General features: G+C 65.6%; 19 protein-coding genes and 1 tRNA gene. 4 read left to right on the forward strand and 16 right to left on the reverse strand.

Annotated elements, in window-relative coordinates; translation table 11 throughout:
• Nucleotides 1–27 precede the first annotated feature (27 nt).
• Genes AC3WN8_RS15095 through AC3WN8_RS15105 form a run of 3 tightly spaced genes read right to left on the reverse strand, consistent with a single transcriptional unit; the run spans nt 28 to nt 2170 of the window.
• On the reverse strand, nt 28–1146 hold the full coding sequence (locus tag AC3WN8_RS15095; RefSeq protein WP_492670271.1) for an HlyD family secretion protein: 1119 nt from the start codon (nt 1144–1146) through the stop codon (nt 28–30).
• A complete protein-coding gene (locus tag AC3WN8_RS15100) occupies nt 1143–1580 on the reverse strand; it encodes a PaaI family thioesterase (protein ID WP_492670272.1) in 438 nt (145 codons plus the stop codon). The genes AC3WN8_RS15095 and AC3WN8_RS15100 overlap by 4 nt, the downstream gene beginning before the upstream one ends.
• Complete coding sequence (locus AC3WN8_RS15105; protein ID WP_492670273.1) at nt 1577–2170, reverse strand: TetR/AcrR family transcriptional regulator; 594 nt, start codon at nt 2168–2170, stop codon at nt 1577–1579. Before AC3WN8_RS15105 ends, AC3WN8_RS15100 begins: the two co-directional genes overlap by 4 nt.
• Before the next feature lie 69 nt (nt 2171–2239).
• On the opposite strand from AC3WN8_RS15105, the gene AC3WN8_RS15110 reads away from it, so the two are divergent.
• Nucleotides 2240–3790, forward strand: coding sequence for a DHA2 family efflux MFS transporter permease subunit (locus tag AC3WN8_RS15110; RefSeq protein WP_492670274.1), 1551 nt, complete (start codon nt 2240–2242; stop codon nt 3788–3790).
• Between the two features lie 18 nt (nt 3791–3808).
• On the opposite strand, the gene AC3WN8_RS15115 is transcribed toward AC3WN8_RS15110, so the two are convergent.
• The 6 genes from AC3WN8_RS15115 to AC3WN8_RS15140 all read right to left on the reverse strand — a co-directional run bounded on the left by AC3WN8_RS15115 (nt 3809) and on the right by AC3WN8_RS15140 (nt 13321).
• Nucleotides 3809–5497 carry a serine hydrolase domain-containing protein gene (locus tag AC3WN8_RS15115; RefSeq protein ID WP_492670275.1) on the reverse strand — a complete coding sequence of 563 codons (1689 nt, stop codon included), beginning with the start codon at nt 5495–5497 and terminating at the stop codon, nt 3809–3811.
• A gap of 118 nt (nt 5498–5615) precedes the next feature.
• On the reverse strand, nt 5616–6797 hold the full coding sequence (locus AC3WN8_RS15120) for an erythromycin esterase family protein (protein ID WP_492670276.1): 1182 nt from the start codon (nt 6795–6797) through the stop codon (nt 5616–5618).
• Nucleotides 6798–6973: 176 nt separating this feature from the next.
• Nucleotides 6974–8608, reverse strand: a complete 1635-nt coding sequence (locus tag AC3WN8_RS15125) for a serine hydrolase domain-containing protein (RefSeq protein WP_492670277.1) — start codon at nt 8606–8608, stop codon at nt 6974–6976.
• Nucleotides 8596–9618, reverse strand: a complete 1023-nt coding sequence (locus tag AC3WN8_RS15130) for an N-acetyltransferase DgcN family protein (protein WP_492670278.1) — start codon at nt 9616–9618, stop codon at nt 8596–8598. The genes AC3WN8_RS15125 and AC3WN8_RS15130 overlap by 13 nt, the downstream gene beginning before the upstream one ends.
• Entirely contained in the window at nt 9615–11123 is a 1509-nt protein-coding gene (locus tag AC3WN8_RS15135; RefSeq protein WP_492670279.1) for an amidohydrolase family protein, read from the reverse strand. The genes AC3WN8_RS15130 and AC3WN8_RS15135 overlap by 4 nt, the downstream gene beginning before the upstream one ends.
• Entirely contained in the window at nt 11123–13321 is a 2199-nt protein-coding gene (locus AC3WN8_RS15140; protein WP_492670280.1) for a TonB-dependent siderophore receptor, read from the reverse strand. Before AC3WN8_RS15140 ends, AC3WN8_RS15135 begins: the two co-directional genes overlap by 1 nt.
• A gap of 180 nt (nt 13322–13501) precedes the next feature.
• Between AC3WN8_RS15140 and AC3WN8_RS15145 the strand changes: the two genes are divergently transcribed.
• Nucleotides 13502–14461 carry a MurR/RpiR family transcriptional regulator gene (locus tag AC3WN8_RS15145; RefSeq protein WP_492670281.1) on the forward strand — a complete coding sequence of 320 codons (960 nt, stop codon included), beginning with the start codon at nt 13502–13504 and terminating at the stop codon, nt 14459–14461.
• 53 nt (nt 14462–14514) lie between these two features.
• Here the strand turns inward: AC3WN8_RS15145 and AC3WN8_RS15150 are convergent, their stop codons facing one another.
• Nucleotides 14515–16056, reverse strand: a complete 1542-nt coding sequence (locus AC3WN8_RS15150; protein WP_492670282.1) for a right-handed parallel beta-helix repeat-containing protein — start codon at nt 16054–16056, stop codon at nt 14515–14517.
• A 185-nt stretch (nt 16057–16241) separates the two neighbouring features.
• Nucleotides 16242–17474 carry a hypothetical protein gene (locus AC3WN8_RS15155; protein WP_492670283.1) on the reverse strand — a complete coding sequence of 411 codons (1233 nt, stop codon included), beginning with the start codon at nt 17472–17474 and terminating at the stop codon, nt 16242–16244.
• 114 nt (nt 17475–17588) lie between these two features.
• Between AC3WN8_RS15155 and AC3WN8_RS15160 the strand changes: the two genes are divergently transcribed.
• Nucleotides 17589–18506 (forward strand): class I SAM-dependent methyltransferase, encoded by a 918-nt coding sequence (locus tag AC3WN8_RS15160; protein WP_492670284.1) that lies wholly within the window; start codon nt 17589–17591, stop codon nt 18504–18506.
• A gap of 60 nt (nt 18507–18566) precedes the next feature.
• Here AC3WN8_RS15160 and AC3WN8_RS15165 read toward each other — a convergent pair.
• The 3 genes from AC3WN8_RS15165 to AC3WN8_RS15175 all read right to left on the reverse strand — a co-directional run bounded on the left by AC3WN8_RS15165 (nt 18567) and on the right by AC3WN8_RS15175 (nt 20063).
• A tRNA-Gly gene (locus AC3WN8_RS15165) sits at nt 18567–18640 on the reverse strand.
• 59 nt (nt 18641–18699) lie between these two features.
• A complete protein-coding gene (locus AC3WN8_RS15170) occupies nt 18700–19383 on the reverse strand; it encodes an RBBP9/YdeN family alpha/beta hydrolase (RefSeq protein ID WP_492670285.1) in 684 nt (227 codons plus the stop codon).
• 263 nt (nt 19384–19646) lie between these two features.
• Nucleotides 19647–20063, reverse strand: a complete 417-nt coding sequence (locus tag AC3WN8_RS15175; RefSeq protein ID WP_492670286.1) for an RrF2 family transcriptional regulator — start codon at nt 20061–20063, stop codon at nt 19647–19649.
• A 126-nt stretch (nt 20064–20189) separates the two neighbouring features.
• On the opposite strand from AC3WN8_RS15175, the gene AC3WN8_RS15180 reads away from it, so the two are divergent.
• Nucleotides 20190–21626: an aldehyde dehydrogenase family protein gene (locus tag AC3WN8_RS15180; RefSeq protein ID WP_492670287.1), complete on the forward strand. Its 1437-nt coding sequence runs from the start codon at nt 20190–20192 to the stop codon at nt 21624–21626.
• Here the strand turns inward: AC3WN8_RS15180 and AC3WN8_RS15185 are convergent.
• Both AC3WN8_RS15185 and AC3WN8_RS15190 read right to left on the reverse strand, forming a co-directional pair.
• Nucleotides 21611–22327 (reverse strand): FadR/GntR family transcriptional regulator, encoded by a 717-nt coding sequence (locus AC3WN8_RS15185; RefSeq protein WP_492670288.1) that lies wholly within the window; start codon nt 22325–22327, stop codon nt 21611–21613. The genes AC3WN8_RS15180 and AC3WN8_RS15185 overlap by 16 nt on opposite strands.
• Nucleotides 22324–23130, reverse strand: coding sequence for a helix-turn-helix domain-containing protein (locus AC3WN8_RS15190; protein ID WP_492670289.1), 807 nt, complete (start codon nt 23128–23130; stop codon nt 22324–22326). Before AC3WN8_RS15190 ends, AC3WN8_RS15185 begins: the two co-directional genes overlap by 4 nt.
• Between the last annotated feature and the right edge of the window lie 15 nt (nt 23131–23145).

Genomic DNA, 23145 nt, shown 5'->3' on the forward strand with positions numbered 1-23145 from the left:
CAGGAGGTCCGACAAACATTCCCGGCTTTACCGATCGAGTGCGACCTCGACCGTCGTCGAGAGGCCGGGACGAAGACGCGGCAGGCCCGGCTGGCCGGCATCCAGCACGATCCGCACCGGCACGCGCTGGACGATCTTGGTGAAATTGCCCGATCCCGGCTCGAAGGGCAGCAGCGAGAACTCGGAGCCGGAGGCCGGAGCGAAGCTTTCGACATGGCCGGTCAGCGCGTCGCCGCCCAGCGCGTCGACCTCAACCCGCGCCTTTTGGCCGACCAGCATGCGCCGGGTCTGCGTCTCCTTGAAATTGGCGACGACATACAACCCCTGGCTGGGGACCAGGGTCAGCAGGCGCGTGCCGGGCTGGACAAAATCGCCCGGCTGCGCCTGACGATTGCCGACCGTGCCGGAAACGGGCGCGCGGACGAGAGTGTAACCGCGATCCTGTTCGGCGAGACTGAGAGCCGCGCGCGCGCGCTCGGCACCGGCCAGCGCACGCGCCAGATCGGCCTCCAGGCTGGCGCGCCGGGTTGCGGTCACCGTCGCGCGGTCGCGCGTCGCGGCGAGGCTGGCAACGTCATGCTGCGCCTTGGCGCGGGCATCGGCGGCGGCCGCGCTGACGCGCTCGGCATCGCGGCGGGTGGCGAAACCGCGCTCGGCCAGCGCCGCGAAACGATCATTATCGGCCTCGGCACGGCGGCGCTCGGCATCGGACGATGCGATCGCGGTCCGCGCGACCGCGATATCGGCATCGGCCAACCGGTTCTCCGCAACGTGTGAGGCGAGCGCAGCACGCGCGGCCGCCACCCCGGCATCGGCGTCGTGCACCGCGGCCTCGGCCGCGGCGAACCGGGCCGCGAATTCGCGATCGTCGATCCGCGCCAACGGATCGCCGACACGCACCTGCTGATTGTCGCGGACGAGGATCTCGGCGATCTGACCGCCGATCCGCGACGAAACCACCGTGCTGTCGGCGCGCAGATACGCATTGTCGGTCGATTCATGCGATGCCGGCGACAAGATCCAGGCGACGCCCGCAGCGCCGATCAGCAAAGCCAAGCCACCCGCCACCAATGCGCGCGGCATCCGGCGCGCGGGCGGCGCGGCGGCCGGGGCCGCAACGATCGGCTCCGCCGTCAGCGCATTCATGGCGTGATCACCAGCAATGTCGATGTGGCGGAGGCAAGCAACCGCCCGGTCGCATCGGTCAGCTTCGCTTCGGCAAAGGCGACGCGGCGTCCGATCGACACGACGATCCCCTCCGCGCGCACCCGTCCGGTTTCGGCGGTCATCGCTCGGTGATACGCCACTTTGAGTTCGAGCGTCGTATAGCTCTGCCCGGGCGCGAGCCGCGAATGGGTGGCAATGCCGCAGGCGGAATCGAGCAGCGTCGCCGCATAGCCGCCATGGACGGTGCCGAGCGGATTATAGGTGCGCCCGTCGGGCTCGCCCTCGAACACCGCACGCCCCGCCTCCACCTCGACCAGCGCGAAATCGAGCGTGCGGCCGATCGGCGGCTGATTGCCGTGCGCGAGCATCGCGCGGATCTGCTCGAGGCCGGAAAGATCCGAGCCGTCACTCATGCGCCGCCTCCCAGCCCGAAGCGCTGCCGGATCGCCGCCGCGGCATGCGCCAGGATCGCATCGGACTGCGCCGGATCCGCGACGGCGCGCGACAAGGACAGCGCGCCGACCATTTCCGAAAGCATCGCGCTGGCAGCGGCGGCAGCATCGGCCACGCCAAGGCGCGCCAGCGCATCGGCCAGCCAGCCGGTGAGCGCCGCGATCCCCCTGCCGAAGCGTTCGCGCGATACGGGTTCCAGCCGCGCCATATCGGTCGAGAGTGCAGCGATCGGGCAGCCGCGTTCGCGCGAATCGCGGTGACGCTGCGACAGGTAAAAGCCGACATAGGCGTCGAGTGCGGCGCCCGGATCCCGTGCGGCCGCCTCGCGATCGAAACGGCCGCGCACATCATCGAACATCACGTCGATCGCCGCGGCGACCAGATCGTCCTTCGATGCGAAATGCGCATAGAAACCGCCATGGGTGAGCCCGGCCTGTTTCATCAGCGCCGCCACACCGACGCCGTCCGGCCCCTTGGCGCGGATCGCGGACGCGGCCTCCCTCAGGATCTTTTCGCGGGTCTTTCCCCGGTGCTCGGCATCGTAGCGCATCACTGCCTCTTGCTTTATATGATGATCATCATATTATCTACGCCAGGCAAACGCAAGGGGTGAAGGACAATGTCGGGCACGACGATCGCCCCGGAAGACCTGCCGGATACGCGCAAATATCTGATCTTCGGCGTGATGGCGTTCGGCCAGTTCATGGCGTTGATCGACATCCAGATCGTCGCGTCCTCGCTCAACGAAGTCCGCGCCGGCCTGTCGGCAAGCGCCGACGAGATCAGCTGGGTGCAGACTGCCTATCTGATGGCCGAGCTGGTGATGATCCCGTTCGCCGCCTTCCTGGCGCAGGCGGTGTCGACACGCTGGCTGTTCGCGCTGTCGGCCGGCCTGTTCACGCTGGCGAGCGCCCTGTGCGGCCTGGCGTGGAGCATCGAATCGATGATCGCCTTTCGCGCGCTGCAGGGCTTTGTCGGCGGCGCGATGGTGCCGACGGTGTTCGCGACCGGCTTCGTGCTGTTCACCGGCAAGCAGCGCGCGATGATCCCCGCGATCCTCGGCATGGTCTCCGTGCTTGCGCCGACATTGGGGCCGACATTGGGCGGATGGATCACCGATGCCTTTGGCTGGCGCTGGATCTTCTATATCAACATCGTGCCGGGCGCGCTGGTCGCCGCACTGGCCTTTCTGCTGATCCGCGTCGACAAGGCCGATCTGTCGATGCTCAAGCGGATCGACTGGATGCATCTGGCGGCGATGGCGGTGTTCCTCGGCGGCCTCGAATATGTGCTGGAGGAAGGCCCCAGGAACGACTGGTTCGAGGATGATGCGATCGCGATCGGCGGCTGGCTGTCATTCGTCGCGCTGCTGCTGTTCCTCGAACGCTCCTTCCGGTCGAGCCGGCCGATCGTCAGCCTGACGCCGTTCCGCCGGCCGACATTCGTCTTCGCCTGCGTCTTCAACCTGGTGATCGGTTTCGGCATCTATTCGGCGACCTATCTGGTGCCGGTCTTCCTGGGCAGCGTGCGCGGCTACAACGCGTCGGAGATCGGCACGACCGTGTTCGTCGCCGGGCTGATCCAGATGCTCGGCGTGCCCGTCGCCGCCGGCCTGTCGCAGCGGATCGACCCACGGATCATGATCACCTGCGGGCTCGGCCTGTTCGCCATTGGCCTCTGGATGTTCAGCTTCATGACGCCCGAATGGGGATTCCACGCGCTGCTCTGGCCGCAGGCGGTGCGCAGCTTCGCGATCATGCTGTGCATCGTGCCAAGCGTGACCATGGCGCTGAACGGTTTCGAAGGTCCGGAGCTCCGCTATGCCTCCGGCCTGTTCAACCTGATGCGCAACCTGGGCGGCGCGATCGGCATCGCATTGGTCAACACCTGGCTGCAGGACAATGCCCGGCTGCACATGCTGCGGCTGGGCGAGGCATTGGGCAGCGCCGGACGCAGTGGCAGCGAACTGATCGAGGCGCTTGCCCGTCACGCAACCGCGGTCACGCCCGATCCGGCCCGCGCCCTGGCGATGGCGCAGGCGATCGCAGGCCGGATCGTCCAGCGCGAAGCGCTGACGCTGGCGTTCAACGACGTCTTCCGGCTGATGGCGCTGCTGTTCGTCGCGGCGCTGGTGCTGGTGCCGTTCTGCCGGCCGATCCGCCAATCTTGAGGCACCGGAATCGCCCCGTCAGGCGATCCGGATGAAATCCATGCCGCAGAAGATCAGCCGCGACGGCACGCCGTTCACCGCCCCATCGAACCAGACCCGCGTGACGCCGCCCACATCCTCCTTGGGCGACCAGAAGCCGGCCGGCCGGCGGACGAACTCGCCCGCCCCCTCCGCGACGAGCGCATTGCCGCGCGCCAGGACGGCGAAGGTCCCTTCCGACGAGCCATATTCGCCGACCAGGGGCTTGAGCGCGGCAGCAACCGCGGGCTGGGGCAACGCTCCACCACGGCCGAACAGCGTACCGCCCCACCAGAAGCGATCGCGCGTCTCCCCGAAATCCAGCGAATGCGCGGCATAGCCCGGATGGTCGGTCGCGAGCGACGCATTGCCGGCAAGCTCGACCCTGCCCTCTCCGCTCCCGTCGGCGAGCACCAGCCCGACATTGGTCGCGCGCAGCGTGACCGAGCGGCCGTCGGGCCCGACAAAATTGCCGGCATAGCTTTCCGGTTTCGGCACGCGGCGGAACGCGAACGGATCGGGGGGCGGCGGCAGCGCGGTTCCCGCCGCGACCGCGCGCATGAGCTGGACCGCATAGGCCGAGGTCTGGCGCGGACGATAGGAGATCAGCCGCCCGTTGACGCTGGCGAAACAGGCGACGCCGGCCGCCGGATCGGCATGGAAGGCCGACGAGAAGAGCGTCATGCCGCCGGTATGATGGAGCGCGGGCTTGCCGTCGATCTGCACCGTGCCGAAACCGCTGGCATAGCGCGCACCCGGGCCGAATTCGGAGGAGGCGATATCGGCGGCAAGCAGTTTCCGCGCCGCCGCGTCGGACATGAGCGGCCCGCCCCTGCCCGCGCCGAGCGCGAGCACATAGCGCAGATAGCCCGCCATGCCGTCCGCCGAGGCGGCGACGGCGCCCGCCGCATTGTCGGACTCGCTCCATGGCCCCGCGATCAGCGCGACGCGGCTCATTGCCGCGCCATCCTCGCGGAACGGCACATAGCCCGTTGCGTAGCGCCCGCGATCGGCGGTGCGGATATGCGCGGTGGCACCCGCCATGCCCAGCGGCCTCAGGACATCGTCCTCCAGCGCCTGGACATGCGATTTGCCGGAGACCTTGCCGATGATCAGCCCGAGCATGGCATAGCCGATATTGCTGTACGACATGCGCGCGCCCGGCTTGTAACCGGTCCACAGCTTGCCGTCGGGTGTGCGCGGAAACACCGGCGCGTCATGCGCCAGCCCGCCGGCATGGTTGAGCAGTTGCAGCACCGTCATCGGCTGGGCGGGCAGCGGCACGCCGGCAAGATAGCGGGAGACCGGCGCATTGAGATCGATCAGCCCCTTGTCCTGCGCGGCATGCAGCCACAGCCCGCTGATCGACTTGCTGATCGACCCGATCTGGAAAAGCTGATCGGGATTCACCGCCACGCGCTTGTCGACATCGGACCAGCCGACGCTGAGCGATGCCGCGAAACCCTGCGCATCGACCAGGCTGATCGTCATGCCGGGCAGGCCGACCGCGTCGAGTTCGGCGGCAGCATAGTCGCGCAGCCGCTCCAACGCCTCGCCATAATCCCTTTCCGACTTGTTTCGGATCGCGAGCGTCGCCGGCGTCTTCGCCGCACTCGCCATCGCGGGCAGGCTCGCCGCGACGGTCCCGACCGCCGCCATGCCGAGCAGATCGCGCCTGTTCACGCCCATCATTCTTCTCCCAATCCGGTTTTCCGCCGCCGCGGTTCGCCGCGCATGCTCCGGTCAAACCCCGATCTCGTCAAGGCAGAGAATGGCCTGAACAGGACAAGATTGTCCGAATTTGCACTTAGGGAGCGACTGGAGAGAGGCGATCGAAGACGACGACCGCATCGAAGGCGGTGGCGGGCGGCATCCGCATCTCGGTCGCGAAATTGGCGCGGATCGTCTGGTCTCGCGCCAGCCATGCCGCGGCACGCGGCACCGTTCGGGCGGGGCGGATGTCGAGCATTAAATCACCGCGCCCGACGGCCGCGAGCGCGGCATCCAGGCTGCCGGGCGCCTGCGCATCGGATATCGCATCGGGCGCCGCCGATGCGGAACTGGCCGCGACGATCAGCAGGTCCTTGCCCAGCGCCTTGCGCAGATGCTGCCCCATCGCCATCGGCGCGTGCGCATAGACATCCCAGATGCCACCGCGCAGCGGCGCGTTCACGACATGGCCGTTGTGCGCGAACACCAGCACCCGGCCCGCCGGCCCTTCGCGATCGAGCACCCAGCGGACATTCTCCGCCATCGCGGCATCGCGCACGGCATCGGCCCTGTAGAGGCCGGGCGACAGCGCCACGTCCGGCGCCTCGGGCGGCGCGGTGGCGAACAGCGCCTCGAGCTGGCGCGTGGCGATCATGTTGTGCCGGGCCCAATCATAATCGGCCCGCGTCGAAGCGGCGATCAACGCCGTGCGATGGCGATCGAAAAAGCCGATCAGATCGCCGATGGCTTCGCGTAGGCGGGCATGATCGCGTGGCGCGAGCGCTGCATAACCGTCATGGCTGAAACGATCGACAAAGGCCGTAACGGCCGCGCGCGCGTCGCGCGATTGGTCTGGCGCGACGCGGGCCAGATAGGCCAGGCTGTCGCGCAAGGTCGCACCGGCATTGCGCCACAGCCCGCTGGCTTCCCCGCCGCTCATGTCGATGCCGTAAAAGCCGATCCTGCGGCCCGGGTCGCGCCCGGCATTATAGCCGCGTATCCATTTGATGAGTTCCGCATTCTCGGGATAGCGCCCGAACCCCCAGCTGAGGCGGCCGGGCAGGAGCCGGCGAATATCGCCCGGCCCGCCCGCGGCATAATCATGCAGAGGGCGCGCTTCGTTGAGCCCCGATTCGATCGCGATCGCGGTGAAGCCGCCATGCTCGACAAGATAGCGGAAAAGGCAGTTGCGAAAGGCGAGCGGCTCGTGCGTGCCATGGCCGGGTTCGCCGAGCGCGACGACCCGCGCGGTGCCGATCATCGACAGGATCGGCGCCATCGCGGCCTGGTGCGATGGCGAGGAACAGTCGGACAGGGGAATGATGCGCCCCCGTGCCCATGCGGCAAAGGCATCCGCCCCGCTATCCGGCTGTCGCGCCGCAGCGGGCGAGACAGCTAGCGCCAGCGCGAGCAACGGCCATGGTCGGAAACACCATGACCGTGCCGCACCGCATTTCACGGCAGGTCGATCCGATAGGCCGGCACGCCGGTCAGCAACAGCCGCTGCGCCTGGCCGTCGATCAGCGTATCGAACGCCAGCCATTCGGGCGCATGCGCCGGGCTGGCCATGCGGAAACGCTCGCCATCGGGATCGAGCGGCGTGGCGTCGCCATCGGCATAGGCCATCATCAATTGGCCGTTGCGGACGAGAATGCGCACATCGGGCCCTTCCTCGCCATGCATGCGATAATGGCCGACGAGCGGACGATAAGCGGCGGGCGCTTCGGCAGGCGCCTTTGTCCTTTCGCTGACATAAGCGGTCACGCCCTCCACCACATCGGTCACGGCGCCCTTGTCGTCGCGGAAGAATGTGAAGGCGCGCGGCCCTCTGGGCGTCACATGCAGCCCCCAGCTCTGCCCGCCCAGGCGCGCGAGCGGCAAGGCGGCACCGCCCTCGCTCAATGTCAGTCCGCCCCTGGCATCGGGCGCGAAGCTCAGCTTTTCTCCCTTCGGCCCCACGAACCGGCCGGCGAAACCAGCCGCATCGATACGCGGCTTGGGCGCCGCGTCGGCGGGCTTGGGCGTACCGCCGCTGGCCCGAACCAGGCGGGCGATGACGCGATCGCGCAGCGCCCCGTCGAGCGGGCCGTTGGCGAGGAAGACCACCGCGAAACCATCGGCCAGATGCGCCGACAGATAGGCGCGGAAGCCCGCGATCGAACCACCATGCGCGATGATGCGCCCACCGTCCTGCACATCGACGCCATAGCCGTAATCGTCGCTGACCGGCGTCGCGAAGCGGTCGAAGGCGCGGACCGAGATCAGCCGACCGGATGGCGTGTCGCCCCGCGCCAGCAGCATCCGGGCGTAAGCGCTCATGTCCCCAACGGTCGAGACGATCGCGCCGTCCGATGCGAGATAGTCGAACCAGGGTGCCTCGACAAAACCGCCATCGGGTGTCCGCTCATAGCTGGTTGCGATATGGCCGCGCAGCCGGCCGTCGATCTGCGGCGCGCTTGCGGCCATGCCCAATCGATCGAACACGCGCTGCTGCAGGATCAGCGGATATGGCCGCTGGTCGATCTTCTCCGCCGCATAGCCGAGCAGTTGATAGCCCGAATTGGAGTACCAGAAATGCGCGCCCGGCGCGTAGCGCGGTTCGAATTCGTTGAGCGCGGCGATCACGAAACGCATCGACGCGACATGGGTGAGATAATTGGGCAACCCCGCCGTATGCGTCATCAACGCATGGCCGGTGATCGCCGGAAAGCGCGAGCGCGGATGGAAATCGGGCAGGTAACGCGCGATCGGCGCTTCGGGGTCGAACCGCCCCTCATCGGCGAGTTGCATCATCACGATCGCGTTGAACGATTTGGAGATCGATCCGATCGCGAAGCGCGTCTCCGCCGTCACCGGCTGGCGGCGCGCGATATCGGCATAGCCGTGGGTCGCCGCCATCAGCATCCGATCGCGGCTGGTGACCGCGACCGCGAGGCCGGTATTGCCCGGCGCCGCTTCGACCATGGCGCGGACATCGGCGAGCGCGGCGCGCATCGCCGCGGTTTCGGTCTGTGCGCCGGCAATCGGCGCGACGAACAGGAGGCCCAGCGCAAGCGAGAGCGCGGCCAGCAGGGATTTCATGACAGACATGCGTTCACCAGCTCCTCAAATGCCGGGCCCGGCCGCATCGGATCGGCGACGGGCAAACCCCATTGTGCGCGGCCGAATGCGATCGCCTCGTCCGCGGCCTCGGCCGAAAGCCCCGCTGTGTTGAGCGACACGCCGGCACAGCGCGCCGCGGGGTTGGTCAGCCGGGCCAGCCGCAGCGAAAGCGCGACGGCTTCGTCGATCGATGGCAAGGCATAGTCGGAAAGGCCGACGATATTGTCCCGCCCATAAGCGTGGCAGAGCACCAGGACGTCGGGTTGCGAGCCGTGGAGCAGCCCCAATGACACGCCCGCATAGGAGGGATGGAAGATCGATCCCTGCCCCTCGATCACGTCCCAATGATCGGGGTCGGCTGCGGGGCTGAGCAGTTCCGCCGCGCCCGCGACGAAATCGCTGATGACGGCATCGATCGGGATGCCCGATCCCGCGATCATGATCCCGGTCTGCCCGGTTGCGCGGAAATCGGTGTCGAGCCCGCGCGCGCGAAATGCCGCGGCGAGCGACAGGGCAGTATATTTCTTGCCCAGCGCGCAATCGGTGCCGATCGTCAACAGGCGCTTGCCCGATCGGGGGCGCCCCGTGCCGATCGGCAGGTCGGCCGGCGGCGTGCGGATATCGATCAGGCGCCGGCCGAGCCGGGCGGCCGCGGCGTGAAGGCGCGGATCGGCGGACAGCCGGTCATGCGCGCCGCTGACGATGTCGAGCCCCGCTTCCAGTGCCTCGAGCATACAGGGGATCCACGCCTCGCGGATACCCCCGCCGATCGAGGCCATGGCGAGCACCAGCGCACGCGCGCCGGCGGCATGGGCCTGGTCGGTTCGCATGACGGGCAGGCCCAGCGAAGCGCGGGCACCAGCGCATTTATATTCGGCGACGCACAAGGACGGCGCCCAGTCGCGCAAGCCCAGGCCGGTCTTCAGGAACGTCGTGTCGTCGGCATCGCCCAGGAAGAGCAGATAGGGGCGCGGCAGATCGATCGGCACGCCGCTCATGGCCTGATCTCCGATCGAACGGGTCGGCCGGGCCGCGCGTCGGCCACCAGTTTCCCGCCATCGACGACAAGCACGCCGTTCACCATCACATAGCGGAAGCCGTCCGAATAGCGTGCGGCGTCGCCATAGGTCGCCTTCGTGCCCACCGTCCTGGGGTCGAACAGCACGATATCCGCATCGGCGCCGGCCTGGAGCCGCCCCTTGCGCCGCATCGCGGGTACGAAGCTTTCCAGCCTTTGCGCCGGCATCAGCGCCATCTTGCGGATCGCCTCGCTCCAGCCCAGCACCTGCGTGTCGCGCACATAATGGCCAAGCACACGCGCGAAGGTGCCCGCCGAACGCGGATGGCTGTTCGGCCCCTCGACATTGCCGGCATCGCTTGCCACCAGCACCAGCGGATCGCGCAGCAGCGCCGCGATCGTCGCTTCGCTGTTCATATGCATGATCACGCCATCGTCGCCGGTGCCCGAACGCAAAGCGTCGAACTCGGCCTGGGTCAGTCGCTTGCCGGTGACGCGCGACTGGAGATCGCCGACGGTGACGCCCCAGCGCTTTTCCCAGCCGGGTTCGAAGATCACGCTGCGGATCGCGTCGACCGAACCGTCCCAGGGATAGGTCTCGGTCGAAACGTCGATGCCACGCTCGCGCGCCGCGCGCATCAGCTGCACCATCAGCGGCGCATCGGACATCGCCATGCTGTTGATATGGACGACATGGACGCAGGCCTTGGTGATCGCGGCGTTGGCGATGCTTTCCTGTACCGATTCCAGCGTGCTGTCGGGTTCAACCAGGCTGCCGTAGCGGACATGGGTGAAGACGCAGCTCTTCGTCTTTCCGGCGACGCGGGTGACGTCGAGCATTTCCTTGTGCGTGATGCCCGGCGCATATTGCGTGCCGCTGCCGACGCCGATCGCGCCGTCGCGCAGCCCCTCCTCAAGCAACGGCGCCAGGCGCGCATATTGGGCGTCGGGAATAGGCTGGTTGATCTCTGCCGCGGTAAAGGCGGCCATTTCGTCGCCGAGTGCTGCGAGCCCCGCCGCACCGCCGCCTTTCTGGAGGAAGTAGCGGATGGCGGTGTGGCCGACGCTGGTGCCGTAATTGATGCGTTCGCGCCCCTGTTTCGCATCGTACCATTTCGCGACCGGATAGGTGCCGATCTCCAGCTCGAGCCGGGTGGTGACACCGTCCTTCGCTTCATAGGCGGCGGTTTCGTCGTTGGTGGCGTGCGAATGCAGGTCGATGAAGCCCGGCGCCGCCATCAGGCCGCGCGCATCGATGGTGCGCCGCCCTTTGATCGGCGCTTCGGTGACGGCGACGATCCTGTCGCCATCGACCGCGATGTTGCGGATTCCATCGAGCCCGGTTTCCGGATCGATCGTCCGCGCACCGAGATAGACGATGTCATGCACGGCGCCGGCGGACGGCGATTGCGCCGTCCCCGGAACCGCTGCGAACGCGAGGATCGAGGCGGCGGCCAGAACCGCCGGAGATGTTCGACGAACCATCAGAACCCCGCCCTCAACGATAGGGTGACGCTACGCGGCTCACCCACGACATTGCCATAGAACAAGGTCTGATAATTGTTGATGTAATAGAGTTTGTCGAAGATGTTCTTGACGTTGAGCTGCAATCGCCAGCGATCGAAATTATAGCCCATCGAGGCATCGACGAGCGTGTAGCTCGGCAGGTCGCGGGTCGAGCCGTCAAAGGCGGTCTTGACCGAGTCGACGAAGCGGATACCGCCGCCGACGAACAGGCCGCCGTCGAAATCATAGCTGGTATAGAGGCTGGCGCTGGTCTTGGGCAGGAACGTGATGGTCTTGCCGACCGCCGTCGGATCGGCGTCCTTGCTGATCTTGGGATCGAGAATGGTCAGGCCGGCATTGACCTGCCAGGACTTGGTCACGCGCCCGATCGCTTCCAGCTCCAGCCCGCGATGGCGCACTTCGCCCAGCGCGCGATAGCGATCGAAGCCGTCGGGCCCCTGCTGGTCGTAGACGCCCTGATTGGCCTGTCGAAGATCGAAGAGCGCGCCGGTGAGCAGGATGCGCCGATCGGGCGAGACATATTTCACGCCCAGCTCATATTGCTTGCCGGCGAGCGGCGGCAGCACATTGTCGTTGATGTCGATCGTCAGCTGCGGCTGGAAGGACTCGCTGTACGAAGCATAGATGTTGAGCCCCTTGATCGGCTCCACCGTCACCGCGGCGCGATAGCTCAATTGCCCGTCGCCGCTGAAATCGCGCCACGGCCCGTCATCGGAGCGGGTGGAGATATCGGGTTTGGAATAGGACAGGCCGGCGAGCAATGTCACCGGCTCCGCCACCTTCAGCACCGCCTGGCTGGAAAGGGTGAGGAATTTGCGGCGCCGTCTGTCTTCGAAGATCGTGCCGGGGAAGATTGCCGAGCCGATGATCGCGTCGATCGCATCGACACCGTCGAAGATGTTCGCATGTCCGGTTCCGCTACCATCGACCTCCGGCAGGCTCTGGCGGGTGAAGGACGCGGTGCTTTGATAGATCGCCGACGCCGAGATGAAGCTGTCGGACATGCCGAGTTCGTCGAGCTTGTAGATGGTCGACGCGCCGATGCTGAAATCTTCGACCGGGAATTTCAGGAAATTCTGGATCTGGAACGAGAAGTCGCCATTCTCTTCCAGCCCATAGGCATAGGCGGCGGGGCCGCGCGTATGGGTCTTGAGATAATTGGCTTTCAGGCTGATCGACCAGACCGGAGAGACTTCCCAGTCGAGCCCGGCATTGATGCGCTTCACCGAAGTGACGAGGTCGAAATCCTTCGATCCGATGAAGAAGGACCGCCCGACCGGGGCCGGCGATCCGTCCGCCAATGTCGGGATGCCGTCGAAACCGGTGCGGCGATAATGTTCGTAGCCGCCATGCACATAGCCGGTGAGGCCATCGGCGATATCGGCATCGATGCCGCCGTACAGCACGGTCTTGCGGGAATCGACGTGCCGCATGAAGCTGCCGGCCTGCTCATGCGCGGCAATGCCGATCGCGCGGACCGAGCCGGAGGCATTGAGCGCGTGCGCCACCTGCCCTTCCAGCCGCCAGCGCCCCCATGAACCGCCGAGCAGTTCGACATAATTGGGCGTATCCGGCCGCGCGCCCTTCGACACGAGATTGATCAGGCCGCCGGGGCTGGCCGCGCCATAAACCACCGAGGCCGGCCCCTTGACGATCTCCATGCGCTCGATCGTCGCATAATCCGGCTCATAGATGAGCGAGCCGATGGTCAGCCCGTCGAACGCCGCCCCGCCGGCGAAGCCGCGCAGCTTGACGATCGTGCCGAACCCTTCCTGATTGCCCGCGAACAGCGCGCCCGGCGCATATTGTGCCATCTCGCCCAGGGTTTTGAGGTCGGCGGCCTTGAGGAAATCCTTGCTCACCAGGCTGATCGCCTGCGGCACTTCCTCAATCGGCAGCGGCAGGCCGGTGGTGCCGCTCGTATCCTCGGTCAGGTAACGATAGGCGCCGGTGACGACGATGTCCGCGCCGGTTTCGGTCGTCTGGGGCTCGGCATTCTCCGCCCCATCCTTCTGCGCGCCGCCGTCCTGCGCATATGCCGGGCTTGCGAGCAGCCCGAGCTGGACGGCCAGCGCGCTCGCGGTGAGCAAGCGTGTCAATCGCACGGGACGTCCATGTCCCGCGCACGCGTCATTGCCTTGCCAGAGCGTCGTCATTGCGCCCCCTCCCTGAAATGTTGATCTGAATTGCGGAGGAAGCGTCGACCTCTCCTCCCGCCCGGTTTCCCGCCAGGCAGGCCAAGAAAAGGCTCATGACACCTTTCTGTCAATTGATAGTTTCATTGGAAAACTAACATCTTTTGCGGTAGGAAATCGCGAGCAGCAGGGAGAGATGCCATGGAAGATGACGAAGTCCGGAAAAGCGCGGTTTCGACGTCGGCAAGCGATCCGCCCGCCGCTTCGCCGGCGATCCCCAACGTGCCTTTGCTGCGCCGCCTTCAGGCCGAGCTGGAGCGCTATACATCGGCCGAACGGGCGGTGGCCCGGCACATATTGGCCAATTACGCGACGCTCGCCTTCGAGACGGCCGAGTCGCTGGCCGATCGGGTGGGGGTCAGCGCGATCACCGTGGGCCGGTTCTCCCGCCAGCTCGGCTATCGTAATTTCAAGGCGCTCAAGAACGAACTCAAGGACAGCACATCCGATGCCTTTCCCTGGCTGATCGGCCCCGACCTGGCCGAATTCGTCGATGCGCCCGGCCAGCCGAGCGACCTGGAAAGCAGCCGCCAGCGCGAGATGAACGCGCTGATGGCTGTCTATCGCCTGGCGGAGACGCCGGGTTGGGCGGCACTGGTCGCGTTGCTCGCACAGTCGCGCACCGTCCATATCGCCGGCTTCCAGACCGAGCGCGGCATTGCCATGCTATTGGCCAATCATCTGCAATTCATGCGTGACGGTGTCCGGCTGGTCGATCTGAGCGCAGGCAATTATGCCGATGTCTTCGCCTATGAAGAGACCGACACCTGCCTCGTCGTCATCGATATCCGCCGCTATTCGCGTCAATCCTATCTGATCGCCGAACAGGCCAGCCAGCACGGTATCCCGCTGATCGTGCTGACCGACATCTATTGCGACTGGGCACCGCGCTTCACCCGCCATGTCGTCGCGGTGCCGACGCAGACCGGAATGTTCTGGAGCTCACCCGTCGCGCTGGTCTGCGCGGTGAACCTGATGGTGAACGGCGTCATCAAGCTGATCGGCGCGCGCGTCGAGCAGCGGCTGGAAAAACTCACCCGCCTCCACCAGACCTTCACCGGCTATGTCGGCCACCAGCCGCCCCGACCCAAAATGCCGTGACATGTTTGCCGATGCGTCCGGGGACGGGATTATGCTCCCGTCCCCGGGGGTGATCAGACCAGGGTCACCTGGAAAAAATCCTCGGTCGTGGAGGCGCCGATGGAATCGAAACTCCATTGCAGCGACGAGGTGATGGCGGTCCCCGGATTAAGCCCGGTAAACACTGCCTCCAGCATCAGTTCACCCGCAGTCGTACCGGATTTCTTCTGCACGGTCATCGATGCGCCCGGCGCGGTGCTCGCATCGGCTTCCTGCACCAACTGGCAGCCGATGGTTGCGAAACCGATCGCCTCGAGGCGCACAAGATATTTTCTCGAAAAGGCTTTTCCAAAGCCGCCAGCTTCCAGAGAAAAGGCGTTCACCACAAGGGTTCCGGTCAGCGTCTGCAGGTTCGTCGTGGCGCCGGAAGCGGCGCTTCTGGTAAATTTCACCAGGTTCTTCTGAAGCGAAGCCGGAATGGCCGAAGATGGTGAAACGATATGCTTGCGCGCACGCGAATGAGCAAAATAAAGCGTGTTGTTGCGGCCCAGCGCATCATTGTTCATGCCGGTCATCATCATCCGCGCGGGACCATCGCTTCCCTTGAACCAGCTATTGCTCCCGAACTGCACGATACCATCGGACTGGAACTGATAGGGCGCCAGGCCCGATGGGCTGTTCCAGCCGGTGAAGTGGCAATCATCGAAGCTCACCGAGTTGCTCGAACTGCTTTCCGCCAACAGATATTCGTGCGTGCTTTCGAAGTAGCAGCCCTTGAACGTGACGTTCCTGGCATCGGTAAGATCGATTGTCTTCTGACCGGTCACACCACCGCCTTCGAAACGACACCCGATGAAGTTCACGACCTCGGCGGACCGCAGATAGACATGGCTGGATGCATGATTGGTGAAATCGCAGGAAATGAAATCAACGGCGTTTGTCGTCCAGGCATCGACCTTCACGCCATAGCTGGCACCGGCAAACGTACATTGGCTGAATTTCGACGTCTGCAGCAGCTTGTTGCAGCTCAGATTCTTGTCGGTCTGGAGCTGGAATCCGACGTTGTTGAATATGAGACCCGCCACTTCATTCGTGACGCTGATGTCCAGGCCGACCGTCCCGCCATGAAAGCTCAAATGCTCGAAGGTCGCGAAGATAAAGCCCGCCGGATCCTTGTTCACCGCCAGCGCGCCGGCAAATGCATGATTCTGATTGTCGATGATCGAGCCGGCTTGCGAATCCCCGCGCAGGGTGACGAAATTGGGAATCTTCAGCGAATCACCGCTGCTGAGCACATATCGCCCACGCGGAAGGAACACCGTTCCACGACCGGCTTCGACCGCGTTGATCGCCGCCTGGATCGCAGCCCAGTCGCGGGATTGACTCAGGGATGTGACATGCGGGCCGAACGCGGCCTGCGCTGCCGCCAGCGATGCAAAGGAAGCCGACAGGGCATGGAAGGTACCATCGCCCAATGCGCCAAAATCCTTGACCGACACCGTGTCTCTCAACCGGCCCTCGACAGTCCGCACCTGGCTTGGCGAGCCAGAGGGGCTGAAGCCGACCAGAGAGGCGCCGTTGGAAGCGGCAAGTTGCGTGTCTGTGATGTTTGCCATGGTGGTTCTCCTGAGTTGAACAACAGGAGAGTTTGCAGGGAATTTCCTACATGTATCCAACAAAGTGCCACAATAATTCCGGCAAGGTGCGCAACTCTTCTTAGATATGTCCTTGCTTTGGATTGCGCGTCCCGCCCTTGCGAAGAAGGGTAGGACGCAAGGTGTGGACCGAATAATTTCGCGCGTCAGCAGCCCTTGCCGCCAAGCGCGCCGGACAGCATTCCGCCCAGGCCGCCGAGCCCGCCTTTCTTGCATTTCTTCTTGCCCGCGCGCGGCGCCTCATCCTCGTCATCGGCCATGGCGGACATGTCGCCCATATCGGGACCGCCCACCATCATCATGGTCGTCGACCGGAACCGCACCTTGCTGGTCCATTCGAGTTTCCAGGGCGTGGCGGGGTTTGCCGGGCGCGGCGGATAGGAGAAATTCACTTCGGGACCATAGGCATAGAGGCTGGCCATCATGAATTGCGGCGCCGCCGCGCGCACTTCGGCGGGAATGGTGCAGCTTGTCTGGGTCGGCGGCAACACGACCTTTTCGCCGATCAGCCTGCGAACGGTCTCCGGCGACAGCCAGTCCCACAGCCCGCCGCCGAATTCGCGCGTCGCCGACGATGTCCACCACACCAGGTCACCGCCCCGCCCGGCATCCTCCTTCCCGCCGAACGCCCAGGCATAATAGCCGGTGGCGCCCGTCACCGAGCCCCAGCCCAGATTGGTCGCGCCGCCGCTCTGCTCGCTGGCGCGGCCGGCGATGCCGGGCATATAATCCTGCGCCAGGGTGAAATTGATTTCGGGCGAATAATTCCCCGCGACGCGATGGTCGCCGATCAGCGAGGATCCCTTGCCCGGCTGCTTGCCGCCCTTGCCGCTCGGCCACCAGCCGAAGGTCTTGCTGTTGGTCAGCGACGGCCCGCGATCCACGGGCACCCGGGTCGAAAACAGATTGGGCGGCATCTGCCCCGCGGCCAGCTTGGCGAAATCGATGATCACCGGCTGGCCCGGGCCGGCCTTGGCACCGCATCCCCAATAGATCAGCAATCGCCCCTTGGGTCGTTCATATTCGCCGACGGGTTCGGGCGTGCCGGGCGTTGGCGTGATCAGCGGCAGCACATTGCCCATCCGGGCGCCGGCGGGCGGGAAGTGATCGGCCTTGGCCGGTGCCGGCGTCGGTGCCCGGCTCGATCCGAGCCGCAACTGGATCGAATGGGATTCGCGATTGCCGCCGCCGAACATCATGCTCATCGCCCCACCCATGCCACCGCCGGCCATGCCGGCCATGCCGCTCTCGGTGCTGACGCTCATGACGTAGCGGGCAACCGGTGCCGATGCCTGCTGGGCGGTCGACGGCGTGAAGACCAGCCAGCCCCCCGCCAGCACCATGCACGACACCAGCGATATGCGCCCATAGCGATTCATAGGAAGCTCCCCAGATTGTTGCGTGCCCAACCGGGGTGTCCGTTTTTGGCAAATCCGGACAAGAAATCCCCTGCAATTCAACGGCATTGGGGATGATGATAACCGGACGTCGCGGTGATATCTTGGGGACAGGTTTCGGGTTTTGGGTTACTTCCTCACGATCTGCGTGCGGCAAGCACTCATCTGCACCGAATATTTCGATGGCCGCATGATCTCGAGCGCTCTACGGCGGATGTAATCACGCAACAGGTATCGCAATCCGACATGAAATTAAAAAAGATCGACGGTGAGTTCACGCAGCGCGGAGACGCCGAATCCGACAATGATGCAAAGCTCCACGACATCGCGCGCAATCGCTATGCGACCGGGGGATTTGGTCCGCAATGGAATCATCATTCCCTGAGCTTCATGAAGCGACAGGTTTTGTCGCGCATTCTCTATCTGGACCAGCTTTACCGCAAGATCCTGGATGTTCCCGGCGTCATTTGCGAGTTTGGTGTGCATTGGGGCGCCACAATGGCGACCCTGTGCAATCTGCGCGGCATCCACGAACCCTATAACCATTCCCGCCGCATTCACGGCTTCGATACTTTCAGCGGTTTCGTCGATGTCGATGCGGCCGATGGCGGCTTTTCCAGTGAAGGCGACTATTCCACATCGCGTGGCTATGAGGCGGAACTGACCGAGATCCTCAGCCTGCACGAGAGTTTCTCCCCCATTCCCCAGATCCAGAAATTCGAACTGGTGAAGGGCGATGTGACCGCCACGCTGCCCGGATGGCTCGAAGACAATCCCCACGCGATCGTGGCGATGGCGATCTTCGACATGGATATCTACAAACCCACCAAGACCGCATTGGAACTGATCCTGCCGCGCCTGGTCAAAGGATCAATCCTGGTCTTCGATGAATTGAACTGCCCCCATTTCCCCGGCGAAACCAAGGCTCTGGATGAAGTGCTCGGCCTGAACAACATGCGGCTCAAGCGCTTCCCCCATCAGCCTTATTGCGCCTGGGCGGAGTATGGCGCCTGAACGAACCGTCCGCCGCCCGATCGCTGTTCGGCGATACGCTGGCAACGGGATCGAAAAGTCTGGAGCGGGTAGCGGGGATCGAACCCGCATCACAAGCTTGGAAGGCTAGTGCTCTACCATTGAGCTATACCCGCGCACCAAGGAGGGCGCCCTGCCATTGCGCGCGCGGACAGTCAACCGCCTGGATGTCGGTTCAGCGCCGCGGGTCGCCCGCGCTGCCGAGCGGCGCGTCGGCCGGTGGATAGAGCGACCAGGGGCCGGCCGCGGAGCGGTCCGCCGGTGCCAGCCGGGCCCGTTCGTTGGCGGCGGCGATCAGCCGGTCGAGCAGCCGCTGGCCGAACAGCCAGGCGCCCAGGCCCGAATCGGCATTGATATGGCCGAGTTCACCGACATCGACGAAATGGCTGCCCCAGAATTTCGCCATGTTGTGCGCTCGATCGATCGAGGCATATTCGTCGTTGCGGCTGGCGACGACGATCGAGGGGAAAGGCAGGCTCACCTTGGGCGCCGGCCCGAAGCCGCCGACCGAGCGACTGAGCCCCTCATGGTCGCAATCGGGCGGCGCCACGAGCAGCGCGCCGGCGACCGGCCAGCCATAGGGTTGCCCCTCCAGCGCCGCCCACCAGGCCACGGCCAGGCAACCCAGGCTGTGGGCGACGAGCACCACGGGGGCAGGTGCGCCCTTGATCGCGTGATCGAGCTTCGTGACCCAGGGATTGCGACGCGGCGCCCCCCACATGCCGAGATCGACGCGTTCGCAATCGCCGCGCGTCGCTTCCCAGATGCTCTGCCAATGCGCGGGCGCCGAGCCGTTGAGACCCGGAACGGTCAGGACCAGGGGCGTATTTCCCCGGCCGGCGAAATCATGGTCGACCATTCTCGTCTCCACCCGAAATGGACGGTGCGGGGGCATCGTCCCGGACGGAACGCCCTTCGGGTGATGCTGGCCTGCGAACGGCGCCTTCCTCCGCTTCCGGTGCTCACATATTGAAAATACGCTGCGTTCCGGTCCTCGAAAGACGCCTTTCTCGACTCAGCCTGACCCGAATCGCAATCCGTCCTTAGGCTCCAGAATTAATTCAACCAATCAAGTTGACAAGGGGCAGTTCGCTCAATTGGGGCACAACTGCGGCAAGGCGATCAGGCGAGCGGTACGGGGTCCGCGAGCGTGATCCGGTCGAGCACCTGGGCCGTCTCGTCGCGCACGCGCAGCATCAACTGACGCAGCCGGCAAACGCTTTCCTCCAGGCAATTTTTGCATTTCTCATGCGCGTAACGGCTTGCGCACGGCACCAGCGCCAGCGATCCGCGCGTCAGGCGGACAATATCGCCATAGCTGACATCGACGGGCGCCAGTGCCAGCCAATAGCCGCCATCCTTGCCGCGCTGCGTGGCGACCAGCCCGGCCCGGCTCATCTCCGACAGGATGACGGTGAGGAACTTCGCAGGGATGTTCTGCGCGGTCGCGATCTCGGTCAACTGGATCGGACCTTCCCCATAATGGTCCGCAAGGTGCTGAAGCGCGCGGATTGTGTACCGGGTCCGTTGAGAAAGCATGGCTTTTCTTGGACCCCCGCACCGCGCTTTGCAACCGCCTAGAGACGCCCGCCAGCAGTAAAGTTTCTGCCGGAATCGGCCTGCTCGCCGATGGACCCGGCCGCCGCGCCGGGATAGTCATCGGCAATGACCGAAACGCTCCCCCACATCATCGGCGGACAGGCGGTTTCCGCCGACGCGCCGCTCACCAGCATCAACCCGTCGGATACCGACGATATCGTCGCCCGCTTTCCCTCCGGCGGTACCGCGGAGGTCGATGCGGCGGTGGCGGCGGCGCGGGCCGCGCAGCCCGACTGGGCGCACGCCTCTCCCGAGGTCCGCTCCGATCTGCTCGACCGGGTCGGCAATATGATCATGGCGCGCGCCGCCGAACTGGGCGAATTGCTGTCACGCGAGGAAGGCAAGACTCGCGCCGAGGGGCTGGGCGAGGTGCTGCGCGCCGCGCGCATCTTCAAATATTTCGCGGGTGAGGCGCTGCGTCGTCACGGCCATACGCTGGAATCGACACGCCCTGGCGTCGACGCCGCGACCTATCGCGAGGCGGTGGGCGTGTGCGGGCTGATCACGCCATGGAATTTCCCGATCGCGATTCCGGCCTGGAAGGCCGCGCCCGCGCTCGCATTCGGCAACACCGTGGTGCTCAAGCCAGCCAATGTCACGCCCGCGACCGCCCATGCGCTGGCCGCGATCATCCAGGAATGCGGCGCCCCACCGGGGGTGTTCAACCTGGTGCTCGGGCGCGGCGAAGTCGGCCAGGCGATCGTCGATCATGCGGATGTCGATCTGATCTCCTTCACCGGATCGCAGGGCGTCGGCGCCAGGGTGGCGGCGGGCGCCGTCGCGCGCCAGGCGCGCGTCCAGCTCGAGATGGGCGGAAAGAACCCGCTGGTCGTGCTCGCCGATGCCGATCTCGACCGCGCGGTCGCGGTCGCGCTCGACGGCGGCTTCTTCCAGACCGGGCAACGCTGCACCGCATCGTCGCGCGTGATCGTCGAGGATGCGATCCATGATCGCTTCGTGGCGGCGCTCGCCGAGCGCGCGGCGGCGCTCAGGGTCGGCGCGGCGCTCGATCCCGAAACGCAGGTCGGCCCGGCGGCGAGCGAAAGCCAGTTCGAGCAGAATCTGCGCTATGTCGGCATCGCCACGGGCGAAGGCGGCCGGCTCGTCACCGGCGGGGAAGCCCTGACGCTGAAGACGCCCGGCTATTACATGGCGCCGACATTGATCGCAGACACCGATCCCGACATGCGGATCAACAATGAGGAAGTGTTCGGCCCCGTCGTCTCGACGGTGCGCGCCAGGGATTACGAGGATGCGCTGGCGCTCGCCAATCGCGGCAGCTTCGGCCTGTCCTCGGGCATCGTCACCACCTCGCTCAAACATGCCCGGCATTTCCGCCGCCATGTCCGCGCGGGCATGGTGATGATCAATTTGCCGACCGCGGGCGTCGATTACCACCTGCCCTTCGGCGGCACTCGCAAGTCGAGCTACGGCCCGCGCGAGCAGGGGTTCGCGGCGGTCGAATTCTACACCAGCGTCAAGACCGTCTACACCGCCGACTGATCGATACTCTCCAGCAAATCATCGATCGACGCGTCGAAATGCGTGTCCATCGCGGCGCGCGCGGCGGCGGGATCGCGATCGGCGATCGCCTGCGCGATGATGCGATGGTGGACGAGCATCTTGCGGCGCAGTTCGGGGGTGTCGCGCGTCCGCCAAGCGGCGGGCACCGCCATCGTCATCATCGGGCCGAAGGACCGGACGATCTGAAGGAACAGGGCATTGTGGCTGGCCCCTGCAATCGCCTCGTGCAGCGCGATATCGTGGCGCGTGACCTGATCGAAATCGTCGCCCGCCGCCACCATCGCATCGGCCAGCGCGATGATCCGCGCGGCTTCCTCGTCGGTGCGCTCGGTCGCGGCGAGCACCGCGATGCGGAGTTCGAGCGTGCGGCGCACGTCCCAGATATCGGTGATCGAGATCTGCGAGGTCGCGACGCCATGATCGAGCGAAGCCGCCATCACCGATCCGTCGAGCGCGCCGACGCGCGCGCGCCGGCCATTGGCGACGTCGATCAGCCTGAGCGCGGCGAGCGCGCCGAATGCCTCACGCATCACCGCCCGACTCACGCCCAGCGCCTCGGCGAAATAGCCTTCGCCCGGCAGCGTGTCGCCCACCTTCAGATCATTGTCCTTGATATGGTCGCGCACCGCCTGCACCGCCTGGTGTACCAGCGAGCGGCCGTCGGATGCCCCGCCGCTCATGCCGCCACCCGGCAGGCACGATATTGGGTTGGGGCGACGCCGAAGCGGCGCGCAAAGGCACGAGTGAAGCTGGCATTGTTCAGATAGCCGCAGCGATAGCCGATCGAGGAGACCGGCAGGTCGGTCGCCATCAGCATCCGGCACGCCTCGCCCAGCCGCTGCTCGGCCAGCGCGTCGGCGACCGTGCTGTCGAACATCTCGCGGAAGCCGCGCGTCAGCTTGGTGCGGTTGAGTCCGCAGGCACGGGCGATGCCGTCCAGCGTCAGCTTTTCGGACCAGCGTTCGTCGATCAGGCGTCGTGCCGCCATGATGCGCTGGCTGTCCGCCTGCGAAAGCTGCCCCTCGCCGATCATCGGCACCAGTTCCTCGGGTCGCTCGACGAGCAGGCCGAAGGTCTCGCACAGCAATTCGATGCTCTTCGCCAGGCGATAGGTGTCGCGAACGGCGATCGGCAGCGCACAATCGCGCAGCGCCAGAGCGATCGCGCGGATCGGTGCGGGCATGTGATAGGCGCCGCCGTCGCACGCGGGCAGCCGGCCGAAAACGCGTCGGCAAGCGGCCGGGCAGACGATCAGGATCAGCCGCGCGGTGCCGTCGGTATCGAGCGCGCAGCGGTCCGGCCGCGCATGATAGCGAAAGGTGGGCGCAGCACCGGGCCCGCCAAACGCGAAGTCGATCGCGATCGCATCGGCCGGCCATGCATGATCGCCGACGCCCCCCGCTCCGACCAGGGTGATCATCTCGTGCGACACCTCGACGCGCTCCATCATGCCGTCCACTTCACCCTCTCCGTCGTGGGACATGGTTGCCGTCTAAAC

The organism is Sphingobium sp. FW305-3-2-15-F-TSA7, assembly GCF_058787155.1.